General features: G+C 60.2%; 22 protein-coding genes. 4 read left to right on the top strand and 18 right to left on the bottom strand.

Annotated features, from left to right (window positions below; all coding sequences use genetic code 11):
• Positions 1 to 100 precede the first annotated feature (100 nt).
• Positions 101 to 1,438: a sigma-54 dependent transcriptional regulator gene (locus HV822_RS02065; protein ID WP_238872008.1), complete on the top strand. Its 1,338-nt coding sequence runs from the start codon at positions 101 to 103 to the stop codon at positions 1,436 to 1,438.
• Positions 1,439 to 1,485: 47 nt separating this feature from the next.
• On the opposite strand, the gene HV822_RS02060 is transcribed toward HV822_RS02065, so the two are convergent.
• From HV822_RS02060 to HV822_RS02025, 8 genes are all read right to left on the bottom strand, one after another.
• Positions 1,486 to 2,694 carry a transporter gene (locus tag HV822_RS02060; RefSeq protein WP_238873667.1) on the bottom strand — a complete coding sequence of 403 codons (1,209 nt, stop codon included), beginning with the start codon at positions 2,692 to 2,694 and terminating at the stop codon, positions 1,486 to 1,488.
• 82 nt (positions 2,695 to 2,776) lie between these two features.
• Complete coding sequence (locus HV822_RS02055) at positions 2,777 to 3,508, bottom strand: hypothetical protein (protein WP_238872007.1); 732 nt, start codon at positions 3,506 to 3,508, stop codon at positions 2,777 to 2,779.
• A gap of 30 nt (positions 3,509 to 3,538) precedes the next feature.
• Entirely contained in the window at positions 3,539 to 4,228 is a 690-nt protein-coding gene (locus tag HV822_RS02050) for a C39 family peptidase (RefSeq protein ID WP_238872006.1), read from the bottom strand.
• Positions 4,229 to 4,289: 61 nt separating this feature from the next.
• Positions 4,290 to 5,141: a hypothetical protein gene (locus HV822_RS02045; protein WP_238872005.1), complete on the bottom strand. Its 852-nt coding sequence runs from the start codon at positions 5,139 to 5,141 to the stop codon at positions 4,290 to 4,292.
• A gap of 49 nt (positions 5,142 to 5,190) precedes the next feature.
• Complete coding sequence (locus HV822_RS02040) at positions 5,191 to 5,775, bottom strand: adhesin (protein ID WP_238872004.1); 585 nt, start codon at positions 5,773 to 5,775, stop codon at positions 5,191 to 5,193.
• A gap of 2 nt (positions 5,776 to 5,777) precedes the next feature.
• A complete protein-coding gene (locus HV822_RS02035) occupies positions 5,778 to 6,236 on the bottom strand; it encodes a hypothetical protein (RefSeq protein ID WP_238872003.1) in 459 nt (152 codons plus the stop codon).
• A 561-nt stretch (positions 6,237 to 6,797) separates the two neighbouring features.
• Positions 6,798 to 8,048 carry a ribonucleotide-diphosphate reductase subunit beta gene (locus tag HV822_RS02030; RefSeq protein ID WP_238872002.1) on the bottom strand — a complete coding sequence of 417 codons (1,251 nt, stop codon included), beginning with the start codon at positions 8,046 to 8,048 and terminating at the stop codon, positions 6,798 to 6,800.
• Positions 8,049 to 8,298: 250 nt separating this feature from the next.
• Entirely contained in the window at positions 8,299 to 11,181 is a 2,883-nt protein-coding gene (locus HV822_RS02025; protein ID WP_238873666.1) for a ribonucleoside-diphosphate reductase subunit alpha, read from the bottom strand.
• A 491-nt stretch (positions 11,182 to 11,672) separates the two neighbouring features.
• Between HV822_RS02025 and HV822_RS02020 the strand changes: the two genes are divergently transcribed.
• Together HV822_RS02020 and HV822_RS02015 are read left to right on the top strand one after the other, a co-directional pair.
• Entirely contained in the window at positions 11,673 to 12,389 is a 717-nt protein-coding gene (locus HV822_RS02020) for a response regulator transcription factor (RefSeq protein ID WP_238872001.1), read from the top strand.
• Positions 12,386 to 13,984 (top strand): ATP-binding protein, encoded by a 1,599-nt coding sequence (locus HV822_RS02015; RefSeq protein WP_238872000.1) that lies wholly within the window; start codon positions 12,386 to 12,388, stop codon positions 13,982 to 13,984. The genes HV822_RS02020 and HV822_RS02015 overlap by 4 nt, the downstream gene beginning before the upstream one ends.
• 144 nt (positions 13,985 to 14,128) lie before the next feature.
• On the opposite strand, the gene HV822_RS02010 is transcribed toward HV822_RS02015, so the two are convergent.
• From HV822_RS02010 to HV822_RS01980, 7 genes are all read right to left on the bottom strand, one after another.
• The gene (locus tag HV822_RS02010) at positions 14,129 to 14,752 is read right to left on the bottom strand and encodes a QsdR family transcriptional regulator (RefSeq protein ID WP_238871999.1); all 624 of its coding nucleotides are present in this window, start codon (positions 14,750 to 14,752) and stop codon (positions 14,129 to 14,131) included.
• A gap of 244 nt (positions 14,753 to 14,996) precedes the next feature.
• Positions 14,997 to 15,758, bottom strand: coding sequence for an SDR family oxidoreductase (locus HV822_RS02005; protein ID WP_238871998.1), 762 nt, complete (start codon positions 15,756 to 15,758; stop codon positions 14,997 to 14,999).
• 110 nt (positions 15,759 to 15,868) lie between these two features.
• Positions 15,869 to 16,738 (bottom strand): alpha/beta hydrolase family protein, encoded by an 870-nt coding sequence (locus HV822_RS02000; RefSeq protein WP_396264977.1) that lies wholly within the window; start codon positions 16,736 to 16,738, stop codon positions 15,869 to 15,871.
• A 250-nt stretch (positions 16,739 to 16,988) separates the two neighbouring features.
• Positions 16,989 to 17,912 (bottom strand): LysR family transcriptional regulator, encoded by a 924-nt coding sequence (locus HV822_RS01995; protein WP_238871997.1) that lies wholly within the window; start codon positions 17,910 to 17,912, stop codon positions 16,989 to 16,991.
• A gap of 84 nt (positions 17,913 to 17,996) precedes the next feature.
• On the bottom strand, positions 17,997 to 18,506 hold the full coding sequence (locus HV822_RS01990; protein ID WP_238871996.1) for a flavin reductase family protein: 510 nt from the start codon (positions 18,504 to 18,506) through the stop codon (positions 17,997 to 17,999).
• An 82-nt stretch (positions 18,507 to 18,588) separates the two neighbouring features.
• Positions 18,589 to 19,617 (bottom strand): methionine synthase, encoded by a 1,029-nt coding sequence (locus HV822_RS01985; RefSeq protein WP_238871995.1) that lies wholly within the window; start codon positions 19,615 to 19,617, stop codon positions 18,589 to 18,591.
• Between the two features lie 20 nt (positions 19,618 to 19,637).
• Positions 19,638 to 20,621: a DUF1852 domain-containing protein gene (locus tag HV822_RS01980; RefSeq protein WP_238871994.1), complete on the bottom strand. Its 984-nt coding sequence runs from the start codon at positions 20,619 to 20,621 to the stop codon at positions 19,638 to 19,640.
• Between the two features lie 263 nt (positions 20,622 to 20,884).
• Here HV822_RS01980 and rlmM point away from each other — a divergent pair, with 263 nt between their 5' ends.
• Complete coding sequence (gene rlmM / locus HV822_RS01975; protein WP_238871993.1) at positions 20,885 to 21,940, top strand: 23S rRNA (cytidine(2498)-2'-O)-methyltransferase RlmM; 1,056 nt, start codon at positions 20,885 to 20,887, stop codon at positions 21,938 to 21,940.
• 5 nt (positions 21,941 to 21,945) lie between these two features.
• Here rlmM and HV822_RS01970 read toward each other — a convergent pair whose 3' ends face one another.
• The 3 genes from HV822_RS01970 to HV822_RS01960 all read right to left on the bottom strand — a co-directional run bounded on the left by HV822_RS01970 (position 21,946) and on the right by HV822_RS01960 (position 24,969).
• Positions 21,946 to 22,905 (bottom strand): hypothetical protein, encoded by a 960-nt coding sequence (locus tag HV822_RS01970; RefSeq protein WP_238871992.1) that lies wholly within the window; start codon positions 22,903 to 22,905, stop codon positions 21,946 to 21,948.
• Between the two features lie 75 nt (positions 22,906 to 22,980).
• A complete protein-coding gene (locus HV822_RS01965) occupies positions 22,981 to 23,940 on the bottom strand; it encodes a DUF6708 domain-containing protein (protein WP_238871991.1) in 960 nt (319 codons plus the stop codon).
• A 75-nt stretch (positions 23,941 to 24,015) separates the two neighbouring features.
• The gene (locus HV822_RS01960) at positions 24,016 to 24,969 is read right to left on the bottom strand and encodes a hypothetical protein (RefSeq protein WP_238871990.1); all 954 of its coding nucleotides are present in this window, start codon (positions 24,967 to 24,969) and stop codon (positions 24,016 to 24,018) included.
• Positions 24,970 to 25,040 lie beyond the last annotated feature (71 nt).

Raw genomic sequence — 25,040 nt, 5'->3', positions numbered from 1 at the left:
CAATGGTGCTGAACTCTGACTGAATTTGCTCCATGCTGATAATCACCGTATCAGTGTGCGACAAGCCGTCGCATCGTTTCTCCGGTGAAGTGAGAGTGGAATGAGCAGGTTTGAGCAAGGCACAGGTAACCGTCGCCTTCTTGTGGTTGATCCCTGCGGTGGGTGTGCGGATTTGTTTTCCGCGTTGGGCGATGTCTGGCAGATGAGTGTGTGTGGGCTGGCTGAAGCCCACCTCCAGCAGTTTGACGTGGGGATCTTGCGTCTGCACGCCCATCAGTTGAGCAGTCTCGAATCAATCAAACGACTGATTGCAGACAGCGGTAGCGAGTGGATCGCTGTTGTAAATAGTGAGACGTTACACGACAAGAACGCCCGGGATTTTATTGGCGGGTGGTTTTTTGACTATCACACGTTGCCGCTGGATTTTTTTCGCCTTAAATGTGTGCTTGGGCGTGCCTTTGGCATGGCGCACCTGCGAGGGCACCGGGGGCGGATGCCTTCCCGATCCCACCGCGACCGTTTGGTGGGGCAAAGCCCGCAAATTGAGTCGTTGCGCAAACGCATTAGCAAACTCGCCGTGACGGAGTCGACTGTTCTGGTTCTGGGCGAGAGCGGCACCGGGAAAGAGCTGATTGCCAGGGCGCTGCATGAGCAGTCTCGCCGCAACGCGATGCCTTTTGTCGCCATCAACTGCGGGGCGATCCCTGAGCACTTGATCCAGTCCGAGCTGTTCGGGCACGAAAAGGGCGCTTTTACCGGCGCCCATCAGCGCAAGATCGGACGGATCGAGGCAGCTGATGACGGAACGCTTTTTCTTGATGAAGTAGGTGACTTGCCGCTTGCGATGCAGGTTAATCTGCTGCGCTTTCTTCAGGAAAAGACGATCGAGCGAGTCGGCGGTTCCTCGCCCATCGAGCTCAATGTCCGGGTGATTGCCGCGACCCATATCGACCTGGAGCGTGCTGTTAGTGAGGGGCGGTTTCGAGAGGATCTGTATTACCGGCTTAACGTCATGGACCTGGAAACGACGCCCCTGCGAGAGCAGAAGGGCGACATCGCGTTGCTGGCTCAGTACTTTTCGGATTACTACGCTGACGAGATTGGGCGTCGTCCCAAAGGGTTCAGTAGCGCGGCGATTGCCACCATGGCTGCTCACGACTGGCCAGGTAATGTCCGCGAACTTGCTAACCGGGTGCGGCGGGCGCAGGCTCTGGCTGAGGGCAGACAGCTGCAACCGGTCGACCTGGGCCTGGAGTCCGAAGGTGCGCTGGCAACCACCTGTTTTGGCTCGCTGAAAGACTATCTGGGGCGCGCCGAGCGGCAGGCGCTGGAGGATGTGATGGCCACGCAAACACGCAGCATGAGTGATGCGGCCAAGGCGCTGGGTGTATCCAGGCCGACACTCTACCGACTGCTGCACAAGCATCGGATGCTGTAGCTGTCCGGTTGCTGTTTAGGCGGCCTTGTTGTTATCCCGGCGCCTGCCTAGAAGTAATAGGGAAACTTCAGGCTGAAGGAAAAGTCGGGTGCGTCCGGTGTCAGGCCAATTGACAGGTTGGGGACGATGGTGAAATCGCGGTTGGCCGCGTAGGTCATGCCAATGTTGAAGTAAGCCGCGTTGGCATCGCTGCCCGAGACGGTTTGCCACGATTGGCCGCGAGGACGGATACGTGTTTCTCGGCTGATCAGCTCTGAAAACGACATGGACAGACTCGCTTTTTCGTTCAAGGCAAAGGCCACGCCCAGGCCAAACTGGAACCAGTCCCCAAGATCAACCGTGCCCGGTACCTTTGCGCCCCGTTGGGCGCTGATGTCGTTGAAATCCTCTTCAAAGTTATAGGTGTACGACAGGTTGCCGAAGACCACGGCCGGGTCCAGCGTCTTGATCAGTGCAATGCCGGGGGTGACCGACCAGATGCCATTGCCGGTTGGCAGGCTTTCGGGAATGTTCAGGTTGTTGTTGCCAGGCACTGGATCAACCTTGATGCCGTAGGGGTGTTCGCCCGTCGGGCCTTTTACACGCAGGCTCACGACGGCGTCGGGTCTGCCGGGTGCCTCGTCAAGAAACTTGTATGAAATCCCGGCGCTGATGTCGCCCAGGCGCGGGTCGCGGGTAACGGTGGCCTCGCTGATCTGGTTGCTCGCCCCGCCAGCGCCGGCCGACTGGTAGTCGGTTTGGCGGTATATCCAGGGCGCATTGACGTCCAGCTGCCAGCGATCACCCCAGTTGTAGCGCGCCGTCAGGTCGAAGGTGAGGGTGTCGGAATTGATCTGGTCAATCCCCAGATTGCCCAGGAAGATGGCGTCCAGCGCCAGAAAACCGTTGAGAAACAGTTGCCTTGAATCATAGTAGGTATAGGTGATGCCCGGCTCGATGCTGAATCTGCCGCCGCCAAAAAAGCCGCTGGCTTCGGAGTACAGGTTCTGTACGCTGTCCGGCGGGCGGGAGCTGTCCTTGAGTTCAGAGCCATAGCCGCTGCCAGTGCCCTGTGGCTGATCGCTGGCGCGAGCAACCTGCTGCGTCGGCGAGGCTGAAGTGCTGCCTCTGGCTTCCATCTGGCGCAAGCGTTGCTCCAGAATCATCAAGGCGTTTTGCTGTGCCTCGTAGCGCTGTTTCAGCATTTGCAGTTCCGCCTGCAGGTCTCTGACCTCCGCTGGCTGTTGCTGTGCGTGGGTGGCTGTTGGGAACAGCATGAGTGCAGCCAGCGAACTCAGAACAGCGGGGGGCAACTGACGCATGGCGAACCTCTTTGTTCTATTTTTTAGTAAGCGTAGTTCAAAGACCGTTTTGTTTCAGGCCTTTGAGTTGCTCCAGGCAACTGACCAGGTTGAGGTTGTTGAGCGGGCTGCGCAGCGCGACGCTCAGGGTGGCCAGGTTGCGTACCTCATTCAGGGTGCCGCCGATGTTCGCCTGCTGCGCAATCGAGCCGCCCCCTATTTGCTGCAGACTGGTTCCTTGACCATTGGCTGCCTGTAGGGCGATCTGCAGCCCGCCATTCACCGCGCCCACCTGAACGCTCCCGGCGCCGTTGCTGAAGGACTGAGGGCCGCTGAAGGAACCGCCAACACCAGTACCTGCTGGCGCCGCGCCGTAACTGATGTCAATGCTCAGATCGTTGCGCCCCGTGTTGAAGTCTCCGGCAGTGCGCACGCTTTGTACCACGCCTTGAACGCTATCCAGGCCCGCACCGCCGATGACCTGGCCGGTGCCGGTGCTCAGCCCTCCTGCCGAGCCGGTTTGGTCGATCATGCTGATGCTGAGGTTGGGCTGGGACTGTCCCTGAGCGATGTTCAGAGAAACCTGAGCACCGATGACCTGGCCCGATGAGGCTTGCCAGGATGAGTTCATGACCACGCCAAAACTGATGATCCGGTCGGGCAAGACGTAGCGACCTCGGAGCTGGGCGAGCTCGGTGTCACTCACCTCCGCCGGGCTGAACAGGCTGGCCGCGGGTGCAGCAGTGCACACTAGCATCAATGCGGTGACATACCGGTATTTAGCGTTCATGTTCATCTCCCGGAGCCTCCCCATTCATGGCTAGAAAAAATCGCTTTGAATGAAGCCGAACTCCATTAGTTCTGCATCCTCAAGTGGGCTGAAACTGTCTATTCGGTGCTTGGCGGTCAGTTGTTCGGGGGGGGAAAGCAGCACGTTGTTGCGGTCGTATCCTGGGCCAATCAGGGCAAAGACAATGCCATTCCAGCCGGCGGCGAACTCTTCCAGCGGCAGTTTCTTGTGACCCAATGCAGGATCGCCAACATAGGCGAAACCACCGAAAACCCGTTGTAATACTACGAAGTGCTTGTAGCCGCGGACATCAAGCAGGACGACGGTGGGCACTCTGAGCTCTGGCAGTTTGTCTGCGCTTATGCGATATCCGCGTGCCCGCAGGCCGAGTGTTTCGGCGTAGCGCTTCATGTCCAGCATGGAAAAGCCCTGGGTGCGAACCAGGTCAGGGGACGCGTTCACCAGCATGCCCCGAATGACGTCTTCTTCTTCCAGGTCCCAGCCGTAGGCGGCGTTGAGAATGGTGCCCAAGGCGGCCGCACCACAGCTGAAGTCGGTACGCTGCTCAACCAGATTCTGGAAGCGCCGTTCTTGCATGCTGACAACCGGCTTGTAGATCAGCGTCCCGTTGGGTAAGGCAGGTATGCCGATCTCTGCAGCCTGGGTTATCACTGAGGCAGACATGAGCACGGCTGAAAACCAGATGAGCCAAGGGGACATGGAAATCTCCTCCAAGCAATTGGGCCGGTCTTGGACCGGCCCAATGCCTTTTGGCAGTGCTTTACAGGTCAGGTACGCAAGCGCTGCAGCCGCGGGCAATGGCCAGGCTGTTTGCCTGTTGGTTGCCGGAGCCAGCTGCAATGTTCACACCTACGTTGCCGGATGCCCCGTTGAGCGAGTTGGACATGCTGGCGTTGTTGACCACCGGAGTTTGCGGATCGTCGTCGCTGCCACCACCACCCCACGGCGGGATGAAGAACGACAAGGTTTGTCCGCTGGTCTCACCCAGGCCGGAGGCCCCTTCATCTGCTTCGCCCAGCTCGTAGAGATCGCCCACAGCGTTGTCGGTGTAGTTGTTGTTGGAGAATTGCTCCATATCAACCGACGCGCTGGCGGTGAAAGCTGTCTCCGAGGAGGCAATGGCCAGGTCGTTCTTCTGCTGGTTGGAGGTGCCGGCGGCGATGTTGATACCAGTGTTGCCGCTGACGTTTCTGCCGGAGTTGACCAGGCTTGCGCTGTTCTGGGTGCCCTCGTTAGAGACCTCGTTGTTGGCGTTGTACTGCTTCACATTGACACTCGCGCTGGCTTCAAGGCCTGCGCCCACGCCGAAGACGAAGAAGGCGTCGGAGGTTGCAATGGCAGCGGCATTGGCCTGCTGGTTATTGTCACCGGCAGCGACGTTGGCGCCGACATTGCCGGACGACCCGTTCAGCGAGCCTGAAACGCTGGCGCCGTTGATGGTCGACTCGTTGTCTACGTCGTTGTACTGGTTGTCTTGGACATCATTGACAGTCGCCGACGCACCACTGCTGCTCGAGCTGCCCGAGTGTCCGCCCCCCCCAGCCATAACGCTTCCAGAAAGAGCCACTGCAATGGCGAAGGCCACAGGCTTCAGGATCATTTCGGTTTTCATGGTAAATCTCCTTACACAAGAGTGTTTAGCGTTTTTGCATATTTCAGGGTCAATCCGCGACCCTGATGCTGAGGTTGTTGGCACTGCTGTTGCCAACCCCGGCACTCTGGTTCAGTTGCACCACGCCGCGTGAGTCGGCAAACGCACGATCGTCAATATCGGCGATGCGCTCACCGCTAGGCGGTGCAACTGCTCCGGAGACTGATGTAGGGGCCGCGCTTTGGGAAAGCACGGTGTCATCCAGGCTGTCCGGTGTGCTATTGAGCGATATACCCACCACATTGCTGTGTTGGTTACCGGCTCCAGCACTCTGGTTGAGCCCCAGAATGCCACTCCCTTTACTGAAGGAAGCCCCTTGAATACGCGCCACCGCGTCCGAGCCGGTTGCCGATGCGGGCAGACTGGCGCGTACTTGGGTGATGCGGGTATTGGTAGTGCTGCTGTCGCCAGCTGCTATGGCGCGACTATTAATTTGCTGGTGAGCGGTGCCGGCGGCCTGATTGACACTCAGGTTGCCCAGGTAATTCGCTGCGCTGTCGGTGATGGTGGCCTGTGTTTCCTGGCGCACCTGATCGGCCAATAGTGCAGGGCTGGCGAGCACCAACAGACAGCAGAGCATCGGTCTGGAGCACATGGTCACTTACTCCCGATCGCGTTAAGTGGACCAAGCCCCTGCTTGATGCTCTGATTGATGGTCCCCGAGATGGCAGGCCCGGACACCGCGCCGCCACCACCGCCGCCGCCGCCGACAGTTTGTGTGCCCGATTGGGGACCCGCCAGGACGCTGCCAGAGTGGTTGGGTACCAAGCCTTGCGTGATCTGGCTCTCGACATAGTGACCGCGTAGTGCTGCGCCGCTGGCGACATTGGCGAAGTCGGCGTCGCTCATTTCGGCGGCCATGCGACGTGCATCAGTGCCAGGGTTGACTATCTCGGGGTTGGGGTCTGGGAGCAGGGGAGCGCGGGTGGCTATGCGTGACTGAACTTGACGCTGGATGATGATATCGCCATCGGCAGCCTGTGCGGCTTGAAACGCCATCGCCTGCGCCATGGCGAGTAGGCCAACGGTGGTGCTGATCCATACCGATCTGTCCATGACAGTGCTCCTGATCCACCATACGCATTCTTTGTATGGATACCAGAGCACAGTCTGTGCCAATAAAATTTATTATTTAAAATCAATGGCTTGCTTTGTTTTTGCTCAAGGGGAGACGGTGGCGGTGTTAATTTGAAGAGACAGCCAGGCGGGCCAGAGGAGGTGGGAGTGGCCGCCAAACCCATGCGGGGTGCAGGTGTATGTCCTGCGGCGAAGGTGTCTCAGAGTTGAAACAAAGGCGCGTGTGGCGCGATTTGTGTTTCAGCTGCGCTACAGCTTGATCGTTGAGGGGCGTCGTACGGGGGGCTGATTGCCAAGGCTGGGGGGGGCGAGAGTCGGAGAGTACAAGGCATCACTGATTGACGGGGGAGGTGCCGCTAAGCCGGTGTTTCTCGATGACGGTGCGATACGCCGTTGCCGTGTGGCACGAATACTGGCTGAGCGTTGTGGTACGGCGCTGTTGCCAAGTCAGGCCTGCAGCGTCAGGGGGAGGCCAAGACGCGTTGCGCGCTTGGCCTACCACACCTGTGTTCGTCAATCAGTGCTGCGCTGAGGCGGGTTTCAATCCCAGGTCAGCGCACCGCCAGTTTGATACTCGATTACGCGGGTCTCGAAGAAGTTTTTCTCTTTCTTCAGATCCATGATCTCGCTCATCCAGGGGAAGGGGTTGGTGGCACCCGGGTATTCCTCTTTCAGGCCGATCTGGGTCAGGCGACGGTTGGCGATGAACTTGAGGTAGTCCTCCATCATCGCCGCGTTCATGCCGAGTACGCCGCGGGGCATGGTGTCGCGGGCGTATTCGATTTCCAGCTGGGTGCCCTGCAGGATCATCTGCGTCGCTTCATCCTTCATGGCGGCATCCCACAGGTGCGGGTTTTCGATCTTGATCTGGTTGATCACGTCGATGCCGAAGTTCAGGTGCATGGACTCGTCACGCAGGATGTACTGGAACTGCTCGGCGGTGCCGGTCATCTTGTTGCGGCGACCCATGGACAGGATCTGGGTGAAGCCGCAGTAGAAGAAGATGCCTTCCAGTACGCAGTAGTAGGCAATCAGGTTGCGCAGGAACTGGCGGTCGGTTTCAGGCGTGCCGGTGTTGAACTGCGGGTCGGAGATCGAGCGGGTGTACTTGAGACCCCAGGAGGCTTTCTTCGCGACGCTCGGGATCTCGTGGTACATGTTGAAGATCTCGCCTTCATCCATGCCCAGAGACTCGATGCAGTACTGGTAGGCGTGGGTGTGGATCGCCTCTTCGAAGGCCTGACGCAGGATGTACTGGCGGCACTCGGGGTTGGTGATCAGGCGGTACACGGCCAGTACCAGGTTGTTGGCAACCAGGCTGTCGGCGGTGGAGAAGAAGCCCAGGTTGCGCTTGACGATGCGGCGTTCGTCTTCGGTCAGGCCGTCGGCGCTTTTCCACAGGGCGATGTCGGCGGTCATGTTGACCTCTTGCGGCATCCAGTGGTTGGCGCAGCCGTCGAGGTATTTCTGCCAGGCCCACTCGTATTTGAAGGGTACGAGCTGGTTAAGGTCGGCGCGGGCATTGATCATCTGCTTGTCGCCCACCTGCACGCGGGCAGCGGAGCCTTCCAGATCATCCAGGCCTTCCTGAATGTCCAGTTCGTCCAGCGCGGCCTTGGCGCGAGCAATGGCGGCGGAGTCATCGGCGCTGACCTGGCGCGCATCTTCTACCGAGCTTTCAGCGACGTTTTCCATCGCCGGATCGTCGGCAACCGGCGCGGCCGGCTTGGCCTGCGCAGGCTTGGTGGCAGGGGTGGTGTCTTCGCTATCGAATTCGTCCCAGCTGAGCATGGTGGGGTCTCCCTTTGGTCGACAGCTTGAAGCTGGAGGCTTGAAGCTGGAGGTTGTTCTGTATGGCGGCGGCGAGTGCTGCTTGAGACTTGCTCGGCGCGGCTATTGGGCTTTTCTGGATTCCCGCCTTCGCGGGAATGACGCTGTGTTTTCTGCGGTCTGAGCGCTGTTGCTGAAGGTGATCTGGAAGCAGCTACGGGCGATGCCGCGAACTGCTTCCAGCTTCTAGCCTCCAGCTTTCAGCCAGCTTTTATTGGCAGGCCTCACAGTCCGGATCGTCGATCGAGCAGGCCTGCGGCACGGGTGCCGGGCCGGCGGGTGCGGCGGCCGGGGCGCTGTCGGCGCCGCTGGCAACGGCGTTCAGCTTGCCGGTGTTGACGGTGGACTTCTCGGTGCTGGTGGCGGCCAGGGCACGGAGGTAGTAGGTGGTTTTCAGGCCACGGAACCACGCCATGCGGTAGGTCACGTCCAGCTTCTTGCCGCTGGCGCCGGCGATGTACAGGTTCAGTGACTGAGCCTGGTCGATCCACTTCTGGCGGCGGCTGGCGGCTTCAACGATCCACTTGGTATCCACTTCAAAGGCGGTGGCGTACAGCGCCTTGAGGTCTTCCGGGATACGGTCGATCTGTTGTACGGAGCCGTCGTAGTACTTCAGGTCGTTGACCATGACCGAGTCCCACAGGCCGCGTGCTTTGAGGTCGCGGACCAGGAAGGGGTTGATCACGGTGAACTCGCCCGACAGGTTCGATTTGACGTACAGGTTCTGGTACGTCGGCTCGATGGACTGCGATACGCCGGTGATGTTGGCGATGGTCGCGGTCGGTGCGATGGCCATGATGTTGGAGTTGCGGATACCGCTTTTGACGCGCTGACGTACCGGCTCCCAATCCAGCGTGGTGCTGCGATCCACTTCCATGTACTTGGCGCCACGTTGCTCGGCCAGGATGTCCAGCGAGTCGTAGGGCAGGATGCCTTGCGACCACAGCGAGCCGTCGAAGGTGGAGTAGCTGCCGCGCTCGTCGGCCAGGTCACAGGAGGCCTGGATGGCGTAGTAGCTGATGGCTTCCATTGACTGGTCGGCGAAGCTCACAGCCTCGTCGGAGCCGTAGGGGATGTGCTGCAGGTACAGGGCATCCTGGAAGCCCATCAGGCCGAGACCGACCGGGCGGTGCTTGAAGTTGGAGTTCTGCGCCTGCGGCACGCTGTAGTAGTTGATGTCGATAACGTTATCGAGCATGCGTACAGCGGTGCGTACGGTGCGCTCCAGCTTGGCGGTGTCCAGCTTGCCGTCGACGATGTGCTGCGGCAGGTTGACCGAGCCCAGGTTACACACGGCGATTTCATCGGCCGAGGTGTTCAGGGTGATCTCGGTGCACAGGTTGGAGCTGTGAACCACACCGGCGTGCTGCTGCGGGCTGCGCAGGTTGCAGGCGTCCTTGAAGGTCAGCCAGGGGTGGCCGGTTTCAAACAGCATGCTGAGCATCTTGCGCCACAGGTCGGCGGCCTTGATGGTCTTGTGCAGCTTGAGCTTGCCGTACTCGATCAGCGCTTCGTAGTACTCGTAGCGCTCTTCAAAGGCTTTGCCGGTCAGGTCGTGCAGGTCCGGTACGTCAGACGGGGAGAACAGGGTCCAGTTGCCGTCTTCAAATACCCGCTTCATGAACAGGTCAGGAATCCAGTTGGCGGTGTTCATGTCGTGGGTACGGCGACGGTCGTCACCAGTGTTCTTGCGCAGTTCGAGGAACTCCTCGATGTCCAGGTGCCAGGTTTCCAGGTAGCCGCAGACTGCGCCCTTGCGCTTGCCGCCCTGGTTGACCGCAACCGCGGTGTCGTTGACCACTTTCAGGAAGGGGACAACGCCCTGGCTCTTGCCGTTGGTGCCCTTGATGTAGGCGCCCATGGCGCGAACAGGCGTCCAGTCGTTACCCAGACCGCCGGCAAACTTGGACAGCATGGCGTTGTCGTGGATGGCCTTGTAGATGCCGGACAGGTCGTCAGGCACTGTGGTCAGGTAGCAGGAGGACAGCTGCGGGCGCAGGGTGCCGGCGTTGAACAGGGTCGGGGTGGACGCCATGTAGTCAAAGCTGGACAGCAGGTTGTAGAACTCGATGGCGCGGGCGTTGCGGTCGGTTTCTTCGATCGCCAGGCCCATGGCTACGCGCATGAAGAAGAACTGCGGCAGCTCGATGCGGGTGCCGTCGCGGTGCAGGAAGTAACGGTCGTACAGGGTTTGCAGGCCCAGGTAGCCAAACTGCTGGTCACGGTTGTGGTCCAGCGCGGCGCCCAGTTGCTCCAGGTCGAACTCGCCCAGTTTGGGGTCGAGCAGTTCGTATTCGATACCGGTTTTGATGTAGACCGGCAGGGCGGTGGCGTACAGGGTGGCCATGTCACTGTGGGTTGCGCTGGCGGCAACCTGCAGGTGGCTCAGGGCTTCGGCGCGCAGGTTGTCCAGCAGCAGGCGAGCGGTCACCTGGCTGTAGTTGGGCTCGCGCTCAACCAGGGTGCGGGCGGTCATCACCATGGCGGTGTTGACGTCCAGTTGGGTCACGCCGTCGTACAGGTTCTTCAGGGTTTCCTGTTCGATGTGGTTGGCATCAACCTCGGCCAGGCCGTCGCAGGCTTCGCTGATGACGGTGCGCAGGCGGCCCATGTCCAGCGGCTGACGGCTACCATCGGGCAGGGTTACGCGGATGCTCGGGTGTGCGTCGGCCGGCGCAGTAGCCTGGCGCTCCTGGCGCTGACGGGCGTGCTCTTCACGGTACAACACGTAGCTGCGGGCAATCTTCTGCTCACCGGAACGCATCAGGGCCAGTTCGACCTGGTCCTGGATTTCTTCGATGTGCAGGGTGCCGCCGGAGGGCAGGCGACGCTTGAAAATGGCGCTGATGGTATCGGTCAGTTCGTCGACGGTTTGACGAATGCGCGAGGACGACGCAGCCTGGCTGCCTTCTACGGCCAGGAAGGCCTTGGTCATGGCGATGCGGATCTTGTCGTCGGTGTAGGGCACCAGCGTGCCGTTGCGCTTGATGACGCGCAACTGGCCGGGAGCGCTCAGCTGCAGGTCGGCGTCCTGTTGCTGCTCGGTATGCAGGTTGCTGGAAGCGGTAGAGGGGGGCGTCGGGTTGACCTGCATGACAAACTCCTTTGTGGTCGTGGACACAAGATACTGTTCGTTTTGCGCCTGGTGAGGGGCGCTAGTGCTCTTTTGCGGTGCCTGGTTGATCAATTTTTGTGCGTGGCGGTGTCGATAAATTGATCAATATGTGGTGATTGGCATCGAGTTCGACACAAGATAGTGTGTGTTTTGCCTAGAGGCAAGTGACTATTTAGTGGTTTTTTTGAGGGGCAGAATGGCCTGCCAGCCGGCAAGGCAGCAATGCTGCGGGCTAGGGGCAGTTTCAACCGTTTGGCAGCTTTTTTTGAATCTGTGACGGGTTCTGCGCAATGAATTTTGTCAAGCCTCCAGCGCGTTGGATTTGCCGGAAATGACGGCCGATATTGTACCCGGATTGGCAGCTGCGCCTGTAGTGGAAATCAGTGTTTCTTCCTGGCATTGCCGTCGAGCGTTGGGCCGGTGCTACAATCGCCGGCTGTTTGCAGTAGTCGAGTAGCCGGGGAGCAGGGGTGGAGACAGACAGCAGTGACATCCTGATTGTGGAGGACGACCAGAAACTGGCCGGCCTGATTGCCGAGTTTCTGCAGGCCCAGGGTCTGTCAGTCGCAATCGAGGCGGACGGGGCGTTGGCGGTGCAACGTATTCTCGACAGCCAGCCGGACTTGGTGGTGCTGGACCTGATGCTGCCCGGTGAAGACGGCCTGTCGATTTGCCGGCGAGTCCGCGAAGCCGGATTTTCGCGGCCGATACTGATGCTGACGGCACGCAGCGAAGACGATGACCATATCTCCGGTCTGGAGCTGGGCGCCGACGACTACGTTAACAAGCCGGTACGCCCACAGGTATTGCTGGCACGTATCCGCGCCCTGTTGCGTCGCAGCGGCGAGAGTGACAGCAGCGCCGCGCCCAGTCGTTTGGCCTTTGGCGAGCTGGTGGTCGACAACGACCGCCGCGAAGCCTGGCTACGCGGCGAGCTGATCGAGCTGACGGGCGCCGAGTTTGATCTGCTCTGGCTGCTGGCCAGCCATGCTGGCCGCATTCTCAGCCGTGAGGAGATATTTATCGCCCTGCGCGGTATCGAATATGACGGGCAGGATCGCTCCATTGATGTGCGTATCTCGCGCATCCGTCCCAAGATTGGCGATGACCCGGACATGCCACGCCTGATCAAAACCGTGCGTAGCAAGGGCTATCTGTTTGTAGCGCCTGGCCCGGATCAGGCGTGAACTCGATTTTTCTGCGCATCTATGGCGGCATGCTGCTGGTGCTGATCGCCGTCTCCTGCCTGGCGCTGGTCAGCATTCGCATGATCAACGATGTGCGCGCCGAAGACTTTCGTGAGCGGGTGGCTACCGGCACCTTCCGCCTGATGGCCGATAACCTTGAGCCGATGGACGATGCCGAGCGGCAGAAGGCCATGACGGTATGGATGCGGCTGATTGGTGTGCCACTGGAGTTGCATTCGCTGGATGCCCTGGCGCTGGAGTCTGCCAGCTGGGCTCGGCTGATCCAGGGGCGCGTGCTGGTGCGCAGCTACGGGCCGTCAGAGGTGCGGGTATATAGCCTGGTAGACCTGAGCCGCCAGCAGGTTTTGACCGCCGACATCGAGCGTATCTCCGAGCAGCTGGGTCGGGCCACCTTGTTCTTGATTGCCGACGAGCTGGTGCGCCATCCGGAGGCGGATATGCCCAGCTGGCTGCAGCGCCTGCGTCGCGACAAGGGCTTCGGCTTTCCGCTGAATCTGACCCGCCTGAATGAAACCGACCTGGATGTGGATCAGCGTCGCCGGCTGGACGAGTTTGACACCGTGCTCAGTCTGGGCCCGGACGGCAACTCAATGATGATGTACATGAAAATCCCCGATACCAACTGGGTGCTCAGCCTCGGGCCGGTCTATCAGATGGAGGAGTATCCGCCCGAGATGTTGCTGATGACCGGCTTGCTGGCGTTGTCGCTCAGTGGCCTGCTTATCTACCTGCTGGTGCGGCAGCTGGAACAGCGGCTGATGAACCTGGAGTCGGCGGCGACCCATATTGCACGCGGCAACCTCGATGCCCGCGCCGAGGTGATAGGTACGGATTCGGTAGGTAGCCTGGCGCGTGCCTTCAACGATATGGCCGAGCACCTGCAGAGGGTGATGCAAATCCAGCAGGAGATGATCCGCGCGGTATCACATGAGTTGCGCACACCGGTCGCGCGGCTGCGCTTTGGTCTGGAGATGGTTGAAACCGCCGATAGCGGTGATGCCAAGCGTCGCTATATGGACAGTATGGATGGCGACCTGACCGAGCTGGACAAGTTGGTTGACGAGATTCTGACCTACGCCCGTCTGGAGCAGGGGGCGCCAGCGCTGGCCCTGCAGGCGGTGGATGTGCTGGCGACGGTAGATCAGGTAATGCTGGAACTTGAGCCGCTGACCAGCAGGGTGCGCATCAGCCATGTCGATCGTTCCAACGGTCGGGCGCATGCGGTTGATGCTGAACCCCGTTACCTGCACCGGGCGCTGACCAACCTAGTCAGCAACGCAGCGCGTCATGCCGCTAGCCAGGTGCGCATCAGCACGCGGGTGGTCAACGGGCGTTGCCGGCTGATTGTCGAAGATGACGGCCCGGGCGTTCCCGAGGCCTATCGCGAGCGGATTTTCACGCCGTTCCTGCGTCTGGACGACAGCCGCACGCGTGCCAGTGGCGGCTACGGGCTGGGGTTGTCGATCGTGCGGCGGATCGCCTATTGGCATCGCGGCTACGCGCGGGTGGAAAGCTCCCGTGACCTGGGCGGCGCGGCCTTTATCATTGATTGGCCGTTGCGCCAGGCGTCGTAGCATGGAGAATCGCGCAGCGTTCTCCGTGGCCTCATTTGCCAACGTGCGGAGAAGCCTGCGGCGTTCTCCGCCCTACGAGCGGGGCTGTGGTGGGTGATGCGGTGACGTTCTCCACCAAGGCCATCACCCTGTCCGCAGCGCAGCTCAGTTCTGATGCCCGTTGACCAGCAAGCGGAAGGCGGTGGTGGCGGGGCCTGGCTCGGGCTTGCGGCCGCAGATCAGGTCGCAGTAGATCGCGCTCTCACCGATGCGCACGATGTACAGCGCCAGGCTCTGCGGGTCCATCTCCGGTTTGATCTGTCCGGCGGCAATGGCGTCTTCAAACATCTTTTCCCAAGTGCCGATCAGGCGCTCTTGCAGACCGGAGCTGCGTGCGGTCAGTAGTTGTAGGCCCCACTGCGGCTCGGCCTGCAGAAAATCGTACATGGGCCGTGCGCTGATCAATGCGACGTTGATGTCTTCATAGATCTGAGTCAGAAAGTCGATGCCCTTGAGGCCGGGAGTCTGCTCGGCGCGGGCGATGGCGTCGTCATAGATGCGCTTGTACAGCGACCAGAGAATTTCGCCCATCAGCAGGTCCTTGTTGCCTACCCAGCGCATCAGGGTGGCGCGGCCAATGCCCAGCTCCTCGGCCAATTGCGACAAGTTCAGACGGCGCCCTTCCAGCCACCAGCTGCGGGCCATGCGAAAGGCCGTGATCGGGGTGGCGCGTTCTTCGGATTTACGTTTGGAGAGGGCGAGGGAGAGCGGCGTCTGCTGGCTTGTCATTGTCTTTTCCATAGCGAGATAGCGGGGGCGTTGTTGTACCCGCCGCCATGGTAACAATGGTGATACCAAGATTGAAAGTGTCCCGTGCCTGCATCATTGGTAACAGAAGATTGAAGCGTGGACGAGGTATCAGACTTTAGTCGTAGGAGACGCATAGGGGCGGGTGCAAAAAAAACGTATCAGCCGTCTCGTGGCGATACGTGTGGCCAGTGGGCACCCGACCCGTGCGTGTTGCCCGGTTGACTCAACCGCGGCCAATAAAGGGCATCTTGGTGGCCATAATGGTCATGAACTGCACATTGCTTTCCAGTGGTAGCTCGGCCATGTGTAGTACCGCCTGGGCAACATGCTCGACGTCCATGGTTGGCTCCACGGCGATCTCGCCATTGGCCTGCGGGATGCCGCGCGCCATGGGAGCGGCCATCTCGGTGGCGGCGTTGCCGATATCAATCTGGCCGCAGGCGATATTGTATTTACGTCCGTCCAGTGAGGTGGCCTTGGTCAGCCCTGTCATGCCGTGCTTGGAGGCGGTATAGGGTGCTGAGTTGGGACGTGGGGCAGTGGCAGAAATCGAGCCATTGTTAATGATGCGCCCGCCCATCGGGGTTTGTTCGCGCATGATGCGAAACGCTTGCTGAGTACACAGAAAGGCGCCGCTGAGGTTGGTTTCCAGGGTGGCCTGCCAGTGCTCGTAGCTCAGCTCTTCGAGGGGCAAGGGTGGAGCGCCGGTGCCCGCGTTGTTGAACAGCAGGTCCAGGCGACCCCAGTGGTTTCTTATTTCGCTAAACACAGCCTCGACCGATGCCGGGTCACGCACGTTGCTGGCAATAGCCAGTGCGTTGTCAGCCAGATCATCCAGGCCCTCAAGGGTGGCTTGCAACTTGTCGATGTTACGTCCGGTAAGTGCGACGCGGTAGCCAGCCTTGAGCAGGGCAATGGCAGTAGCGCGGCCAATGCCGGTGCCGGCACCGGTCACCAGGGCGACCTTGAAGGGAGACGCTGTCATGGGGGTTCCTCTGTTGTTGTCTGGGCTGGCCAGAGGATACACCAGCGCGGGCGCAGCACGCTGTCACCATCCCGACAGCTTGGCTGCCGGGATGGCTGCATACGCTGCGCTTAGTTGATGCCCTTGCGGCGCACGTCCCAGTCGCGGTCGCTACACAGGTCACAGTTGCTGCCGTAGAAGGTGTCCTCGGCGCTGGCGTCATCCATCAGGTGATAGCGGAACCAGGCGGTGGACGGGCCACGATAGTCACCGGCGTTACCCACCGGCTCAAAGTGGCTGGCTCCAGACAGCTCACCCCAGAACACCGGCACGTTGGCGCGGTTGTAGACCGGCAAGGCGTTCAATGTCGGGCTGGCGATGGTGTCGCTGCTGCCAGTCATCAGGAACATCGGGCCGTTCTGGTTGGACTGGGAGCTGCTGCTGTGACCCAGGCCGATGGTATAGGGCTGGAAGGGGGCAGTGGCTTTGATGCGGTAGTCCTGGCCGGCCATGATGGTGCCGCCACCGCCCTGGGAGTGGCCGGCTGCGCCGATGCGGTTCAGGTCCAGTTTGCCCGCGTAGGTGCCGGTGCTACGGTTGTTCTGGGTGGTCAGGTAATCAATACACGAGAGCATGTCCTGGCCGGTGCCGGCGTTGGAGGTATTGGCGGCGATGACCACAAAACCATGGCTGGCCCAATGCTCGAGAATGCCGCTGTAGGTGCTGGGCGAGGCGGTGGTGCCGTTGCCCCAGACGATGATCGGGTGCTTGAGACCGTTGCCGCCAAGGGTAGACGGGCGGAACACGGTGCAGCTGCTGCCGGCGCTGCCACTGGTGGTGGAGAAGGAGCCATCGGCGCTGAAGCTGCTGACGCCCGGGAAGCCTGTGCCGGTATTCGGGTTGCTGCCGCCACCGCCACCACCGGGATTGGTGGCCAGGGCGACGCTGGACAGGGACATGCCCAGGGTCAGGGCGGCCAGCTTGAACAGGGGTGCTTTCATGACTGTATCCTTTTTCTGTTTGTTGTCCGGAGTACATGCAGAGGGGTATGTAATCCCACTTGCAAGACAGTCAAGGTAAATGTCTCGTGCTGGGCGTAAAGTCGCCTGTATGGGTTAGTTGCAGGTGGCTATCTATCGGATGAGATAGAAGAGTGTTCAGCAAGCTGCTGATTTTGTGGCGCTTTTGTTCGTTAAGAGGGGCATGGGTGCAATGCCGCCTCACCCGCATGGGTGTAGCGGCATCGCCGGTTCAGTCGTTGCTGCGGGCGCTCACGCCTTCCAAGGTGGCAAAGGAAATGTCTTTGGCGGTCAGCAGAAAGTCCTGCAGGTAGGGCATTTCCATCATGTCGTCGCGCACGGCGGCGTACAGGGTGCCGAACAGTCCGTCCGGCCCCAGACGCCGGGCGCTGACATAGCCCTTGTGCAGGTACTCGGCCATGGCCCAGTTGGGCAGGCAGCAGACACCACGGCCGGAGGCGACCAGTTGCATCATCATCACGGTCATCTCGGCGGTGCGTACGCCAGCGGGCTCGATGCCAGCAGGGTCGAGGACCTGTTTGAAGATATCCAGCCGTTCGCGCTCGACCGGGTAGGTAATCAGGGTTTCGCCTGCCAGATCAGCCGGGCGTACATGGTGGGCGGTGCTCAGCGGGTGCTGATTGCTGACCGCCAGCAGCGCCTCATAGGTAAACAGCGGCACATAGGTAATGCCGTCAATATCCAGCGGGTCTGAGGTGACCACCAGATCCAGGTCGCCGCGCGCCAGCGCGGGCAGAGGGGCGAAGAAAAAGCCGGAGGCAAAATCCACTTCTACCTCGGGCCAGGCGTTACGGAACTGGTCGATGGTTGGCATCAGCCACTGGAAGCAGCTGTGGCACTCAATGGCCATGTGCAAGCGCCCGGCCTGACCGCCAGCCAGCCGCTGAATGTCGCGCTCGGCCTGCCGCACCTGCGGCAGCAGGTTGTCGGCCAGTCGCAACAGTCGTAGCCCGGCGCTGGTAAAGCGTACCGGCTTGGTCTTGCGAACAAACAAGCTCATGCCGAGCTTTTCTTCCAGATCCTTGAGCTGATGGGACAGCGCGGATTGGGTCAGGTGCAGGCGCTCGGCCGCTTCAACCAGGCTTTCGGCGTCGCGCAGGGTGCTGAGGGTACGCAGGTGGCGGAGTTCAAGCATGACAGGACCAGGAGCATGAGAAAAACCGGACTATAACACGGCAAAGATGAGCAGGATTCAGGTGCCTGACCCCTGTCGCACCGCTCAGGCCGCGCTGTGTTCCGCCAGGCTGCGGTATTGGCCCTTGAAGTACAGCAGTGGCTCACTGGCCGGAGCGTCTTGCAGGTTGAGGGCTTTGACTTCACCAATCACGATCAGGTGGTCTCCGGCGGCGTGCTCGGCGTGTATTTCGCAATCAAACCAGTGCAGGCTGCCGCCAATCACCGGGTTGCCCAGCGGCGATGTTTGCCACTCGACGCCCTGCCATTTGTCGCCACCTTGCCGGGCGAACTGGTTGGAGATATGCGCCTGTTCGCCGGACAACACGTTCACCGCAAAGCGGCCGGCGCGCCGAATTTTTGGATAGCTGTAGGAGTTGGCCATAACGCTGAAAGAGACCAGCGGCGGAGTCATTGAGACGCTGTAGAACGACTGGCAGGTGAAGCCAAGCGGCTCGCCATCTGCCTGCGAGGTAATCACGGTGATGCCGGAGGCGTAGTGGCCAAGGGCTTCGCGAAAGTTGAGTGGCTCAATAACCGACGTGGGGCGTGTCATAGTCAATCCTGTAGCAAACTGCGGCCGGCGCGCTGCCGGCGTTGGGATAGGGCGGCGCCGGGTTTGCGGCGCCGCTGCTGCGTCAGGCCAGCAGCTCCCGGCGGACGATCTCGGCACCGGCGGCCAGCGCATTCAGCTTGCCGCGCGCCACCTCGCGGGGCAGGGGGGCCATACCGCAGTTGGTGCAGGGGTAGAGTTTATCGGCATCAACAAACTGCAGCGCCTTGCGCAGGGTGTTGGCGACGTCCTCGGGCGTTTCAACGGTGTGGCTCGCCACATCAATAGCGCCGACCATGACCTTCTTGCCGCGAATCAGCTCAATCAGCTCCATGGGGACGTGGGAGTTGTGACACTCCAGCGAAACCATGTCGATCTTGGACTGCTGCAGCTTGGGGAAGGCCTCTTCATACTGACGCCACTCGGAGCCGAGGGTTTTTTTCCAGTCGGTGTTGGCCTTGATGCCGTAGCCGTAGCAAATGTGCACGGCGGTTTCGCATTTCAGGCCTTCGATGGCGCGCTCCAGGGTCGCCACGCCCCAATCGTTGACCTCATCGAAGAACACATTAAAGGCCGGCTCATCAAACTGGATGATATCCACGCCCGCCGCTTCCAGCTCTTTCGCTTCCTGGTTAAGGATCTTGGCAAATTCCCAGGCGAGTTTTTCGCGGCTCTTGTAGTGCGCGTCGTACAGGGTGTCGATCATCGTCATCGGACCTGGCAGGGCCCACTTGATCGGCTGGCTGGTTTGTTTGCGCAGAAATGTGGCGTCCTCAACAAACACCGGCTTTTGCCGGGTCACTGCGCCGACCACTGTGGGCACGCTGGCGTCATAGCGGTCGCGGATACGGACGGTTTCGCGCTGCTCGAAATCCACTCCGTCGAGGTGCTCGATAAAGGTGGTGACAAAGTGCTGGCGGGTTTGCTCGCCGTCGCTAACGATGTCGATGCCGGCTTGCAGCTGCTCTTGCAGCGATACGCGCAGGGCGTCTTGCTTGCCTTCTTGCAGGGCCTGGTCTTCTAGTTTCCAGGGCGACCACAGGGTCTCGGGTTGAGCCAGCCAAGCCGGTTTGGGCAGGCTGCCTGCGGTCGAGGTAGGGAGTAGCTTTTTCATGTTTGTTGACGGTGTCCGGGTTAAAGGGTGTAGCTGGCAGACCACTGCTCAAGCACGCGCTGATAGGGTTTGATGAACTGCTCTTCGGCAAAGCGGCCCTGCTCGATGGCGAGCTGGCTGCGCTCCTGGCGGTCATAGACAATCTTGGTCAGCGAGTGGTCCTGATTCTTCAGGTTGGGTTGGTAGCACTGGCCTGCCGACGCGTTGGCGTTGTAGATCTCGGGCCGATAGATCTTCTGAAAAGTCTCCATGGTGCTGATGGTGCTGATCAGCTCAAGGCTGGTGTAGTCATTCAGCAGGTCACCAAAGAAGTAGAAGGCCAGCGGCGCGGTGCTGTTTGGCGGCATGAAATAACGCACCTGCAGGCCCATTTTCTTAAAGTACTGTTCGGTCAGTGAAGACTCGTTTGGCTCGTATTCAAAGCCCAGCACCGGGTGCAGGTTGTCCGTGCGCTGGTAGACCTTGTTGTCCGAGACGCTGAGACAGATTACCGGCGGCTTGCTGAAGTGCTCTCGATAGGTGGGCGACTTGATGAAGTGCTGGAACAGCTTGCCGTGCAGGTCGCCAAAGTTGTCCGGAATGCTGAACGAAGACTGGCCCTTGTTGTGGTCCAGCAACAGCACACTGAAGTCGTAATCGCGTACGTAGGACGAGAAGTTGTTGCCAACGATGCCCTCAATACGCTGATTGGTCTTGCGATCAAGAATGTGAGTCTTCAGCACTTCAATGGCCGGAAAGCTGGCACCGTTGTTGTCGGCCTTGACCGTCAGCTCGACGGACACGATTTCCAGCTCGACAGCGTAGCGGTCGCCTTTGGGGTTGTCCCATTGCGCCAGTGCATTGAAGCGGTTGTTGATCATGGCCAGGGTGTTGCGCAGGTTCTGCTCTCGGCTTTCACCGCGCGCCAGGTTGGCGAAGTTGGTGGTAATACGGGTGTTGTCGGCGGGGCGATAGTCCTCGTCGAACGGAATACTCTTGAGGGCAAAGGTAAATTCGGTAGTCATCGCAATCTGGTGTCCTGGTGTCTGAGAGCAAGCCGCAGGGTCGCGTTGTGGCCTGGAATGGTGCGTATTGTAGGCAGGGACTCCTGTTGAGAAAAAATGAACACTTTTCAAAAGAACATTAGGACGACTCATGTTGCTGGCTTGCCGGTGCGGCGACGTTTGGGGGCGTCCGCCGCTGCCGGTTGCTGTACCGGCTGACTTGCTACTTCAACCGACCCGCTGCTGCCTGTACAGTACGCCCGATTATCCAGCGGGAGCGAGACATGCAGGAACTGTTGCTACATTGCCGTCCGGGCTTTGAAGGGGAGGCGGCCGCCGAGATGCAGGAGCTGGCCGGCGAGCAGGGTATTGCCGGTTATCCGGTGACCCAGGATGGCAGCGCTCAGGTGCGTTTTGTCTGCCCCGAGCAGGGCGAGGCCGAGCAACTGATGCGGGCCGTCGACTTTCAGCAACTGATCTTCACCCGCCAGTGGGCGGTCGGCAGTTGGCTGGAGCTGGACCCGGAAGACCGCGTCAGCCCCATCATCACCGCCTGCGCCCAGGGCTACATTGCCTCGCTGATGTGGCTGGAAACCGCTGACACCAACGACGGCAAGGCGCTGGCGGCGCTGACCAAAAAGCTGAAAGGGCCGCTGGAGCGCTCGCTCACCAAGACCCGCTTTGTTCGCCCCAACAAACCCGAGCTTCCGCGTCTGCACCTGTGCTTTCAGAGCGGCCAGAAGGTGTTTGTCGGCTGGTCCTGGGCTGACAACGGTGCGCCCTGGCCGATGGGGATTCCGCGCCTGAAAGTCCCGCGTGAGGCACCCAGCCGCTCGACCCTGAAGCTGGAGGAGGCCTGGCACCACTTTATTCCGCGTGATGACTGGGACAGTCGCCTTAAGGCCGGCATGACCGCCGTTGACCTGGGCGCCGCGCCCGGCGGCTGGACCTGGCAACTGGTCAACCGCCTGATGAACGTCACGGCGGTCGATAACGGCCCCATGGATCGCCGCCTGATGGACAGCGGCCAGGTAGAGCACGTGCAGGGCGACGGCTACATGTACCGCCCCAAGCGCACAGTCGACTGGATGGTCTGCGACATCGTTGATAAGCCGGCCCGCAGCAGCGCCCTGGCGGCCAAGTGGATCGGTCAGCGCTACTGTCGCGAGCTGATCATCAACTTCAAGCTGCCGATGAAACAGCGCTACCAGGAAGTGATGCAGTGCCTCGGGCACATTCAGGACGCGTTGGATGAAGCGGGTGTGCGCGCCGAGATCGGCTGCAAGCAGCTGTATACCGACCGTGAAGAAGTGACCTGCCATATTCGCGCGTTGCGCTAAAACTGCTATTCAGCTCCCGCCCGCCCCGCCTGCTCCAGGTCGACCAGGCGGGTGGTCGGGCCGTTGGGGTCAAGGCGCTCGCGGATCAGCTTGGGCCACCGGCTGCGGGAGCGGCGCTTGGCGATGGCGTAGGTGAAGTTTTGGGTGGCGTTCATTGGCAAGAACATCACGCCACCTAATAACAATACAAAGTCAATTCCACTGAGGTAGTTGCGACCGTTATTGGTTTTGTATGCTTCCTTTATCTCGCTCAAGGCGAGACGTATATGTTGCCCTTTACTGTTTCGCACCTGCTGCTGAATCTCGGCAAACTCGCGTGAATCGGAGTTGTTGCCCTGCTCATCAAAAAAGGGGCCGTTGTTCATATAGGCGCGCAGGTATTCCCAGAACCCCAGCTGCATCTCCAGCCGCTTGCCCAGTGGCGAACCCAAATTGATCAGCACCGTCTCCTTGGGGTGACCAAAGCGGTGTAACAGTGCCTCCAGTGCCGCATGGCCCATGCGGCCTGTATAGGGGCCTACGGTACTGACGCTGTAGGCTGCAGCGGCAATATCGTCCCAGGCGGTGTGGTACAGCTCGCCATCCTGTTCAAAGTAGACCTCGCGGGTGCGGCGGTTAAATAGAATGGGTAAAGGCATGGGGCGGAGGACTTCCCACAGAAAAGGCACAACCGCGCACACTACGGCGACTGCAAAAGCCTTGAGGGCAAGCTGAGTGGATCCATCAACATAGGCAATCAGTCCCATAACGATCCAAAAGCCACCCAACATACCTCCCAGCGCGCCGGTCAACATGCCTCGGTCTGCGCTGTCACCATGCTCAATCGAGAGATAGTGTTCGGTTTGCTCTTCTACTTCAGGCATGCACATGAGGGGCGCGCCGGTGGGCTGGTCGGCCTGCAGCGGATGGGCGTCCAGCGCTTTGGCCAGACGTTGGGCGAGGGGGTGGGGGCGTGGTGTGGTCATGGTTAGCTTATATCTATGTCAATGGCGGGCAGGTATAGCTGCTCGCTGGGTGGCCAGCGCGGCTTGTTACCATGCTCACTCAGCCTGCCCAGCCTGCCCAGCCTGCTCCAGATCGACCAGGCGGGTGGTGGGGCCGTTGGGGTCAAGGCGCTCGCGGATCAGCTTGGGCCACTGGCTGCGGGAGCGGCGTTTGGCGATGGCGTAGGTGAAGTTTTGGGTGGCGTGCATGGGCAAGAAAACGATACTGCCCAGCAGCAATACCAGATCAACACCACTGAGAAAATTGCGACCGTTATTGGCCTTGTATGCCTCTTTTATCAACCCCCAATACAAGCGCACGGACTGTCCCTTACTGTTGCGCACCTCCTGTTGCATCTCGGCAAACTCGCGTGAATCGGAGTTATTGCCGTGCTCATCAAAAAAGGGGCCGTTGTTCATATAGGCGCGCAGGTATTCCCAGAACCCCAGCTGCATTTCCAGCCGCTTGCCCAGTGGCGAACCCAGATTGATCAGCACCGTCTCCTTGGGGTGACCAAAGCGGTGTAGCAGTGCCTCCAGTGCCGCATGGCCCATGCGGCCTGTATAGGGGCCTACGGTACTGACGCTGTAGGCTGCAGCGGCAATATCGTCCCAGGCGGTGTGGTACAGCTCGCCATCCTGTTCAAAGTAGACCTCGCGGGTGCGGCGGTTAAACAGAATGGGCAGGGGCATGGGATGGAGGATCTCCCAGAGGAAGACGGGTACAAAGCAGACGACGGCTATGAGCGCGTTGATAACTGCAGAGTCAGGGTGCCCATCCCAAAGGTCCAACAGTGCCAGAAAGCCAAAGAAAGCCGCTCCCATGCCCCCCAGCGCTCCGGTCAGCATGCCTCGGTCTGCGCTCCCGCCATGCTCAATTGAGAGATAGTGTTCAGTCTGCTCTTCCACCTCAGGCATGCACATCAGGGGCGCGCCGGTGGGCTGGTCGGCCTGCAGCGGATGGGCGTCCAGCGCTTTGGCCAGACGTTGGGCGAGGGGGTGGGGGCGTGTGGTCATGGCTAGCTTATATCTATGTCAATGGCGGGCAGGTATAGCTGCTCGCTGGGTGACCAGCACGGTTTGTTACCATGCTCACTCAGCCTGCCCAGCCTGCTCCAGATCGACCAGGCGGGTGGTGGGGCCGTTGGGGTCAAGGCGTTCGCGGATTAGCTTGGGCCACTGGCTGCGGGAGCGGCGTTTGGCGATGGCGTAGGTGAAGTTTTGGGTGGCGTGCATGGGCAAGAAAACGATACTGCCCAGCAGCAATACCAGATCAACACCACTGAGAAAATTGCGACCGTTATTGGCCTTGTATGCCTCTTTTATCAACCCCCAATACAAGCGCACGGACTGTCCCTTACTGTTGCGCACTTCCTGTTGAATCTCGGCAAACTCGCGTGAATCGGAGTTATTGCCGTGCTCATCAAAAAAGGGGCCATTGTTCATATAGGCGCGCAGGTATTCCCAGAAACCCAGCTGCATCTCCAGCCGCTTGCCCAGTGGCGAACCCAGGTTGATCAGCACGGTCTCCTTGGGATGACCAAAGCGGTGTAGCAGTGCCTCCAGTGCCGCATGGCCCATGCGCCCTGTATAGGGGCCTACGGTACTGACGCTATAAGCCGCGGCGGCAATATCGTCCCAAGCGGTGTGGTACAGCTCGCCATCCTGTTCAAAGTAGACCTCGCGGGTGCGGCGGTTAAATAGAATGGGTAAAGGCATGGGGCGGAGGACTTCCCACAGAAAAGGCACAACCGCGCACACTACGGCGACTGCAAAAGCCTTGAGGGCAAGCTGAGTGGATCCATCAATATAGGCAATCAGTCCCATAACGATCCAAAAGCTACCCAACATACCCCCCAGCGCGCCGGTCAACATGCCTCGGTCTGCGCTGTCACCATGCTCAATTGAGAGATAGTGTTCGGTTTGCTCTTCCACCTCGGGCATGCACATGAGGGGCGCGCCGGTTGGCTGATTGGCCTGCAGCGGATGGGCGTCCAGCGCTTTGGCCAGACGTTGGGCGAGGGGGTGGGGGCGTGGTGTGGTCATGGCTAGCTTATATCTATGTCAATGGCGGGCAGGTATCGCTGCTCGCTGGGTGACCAGCACGGTTTGTTACC

Source organism: Halopseudomonas maritima (assembly GCF_021545785.1).
Taxonomy (GTDB): Bacteria; Pseudomonadota; Gammaproteobacteria; order Pseudomonadales; family Pseudomonadaceae; genus Halopseudomonas; species Halopseudomonas maritima.
The sequence above is the reverse complement of the archived record's forward strand: the minus strand, read 5'-3'. Positions and strand labels throughout refer to the sequence as shown.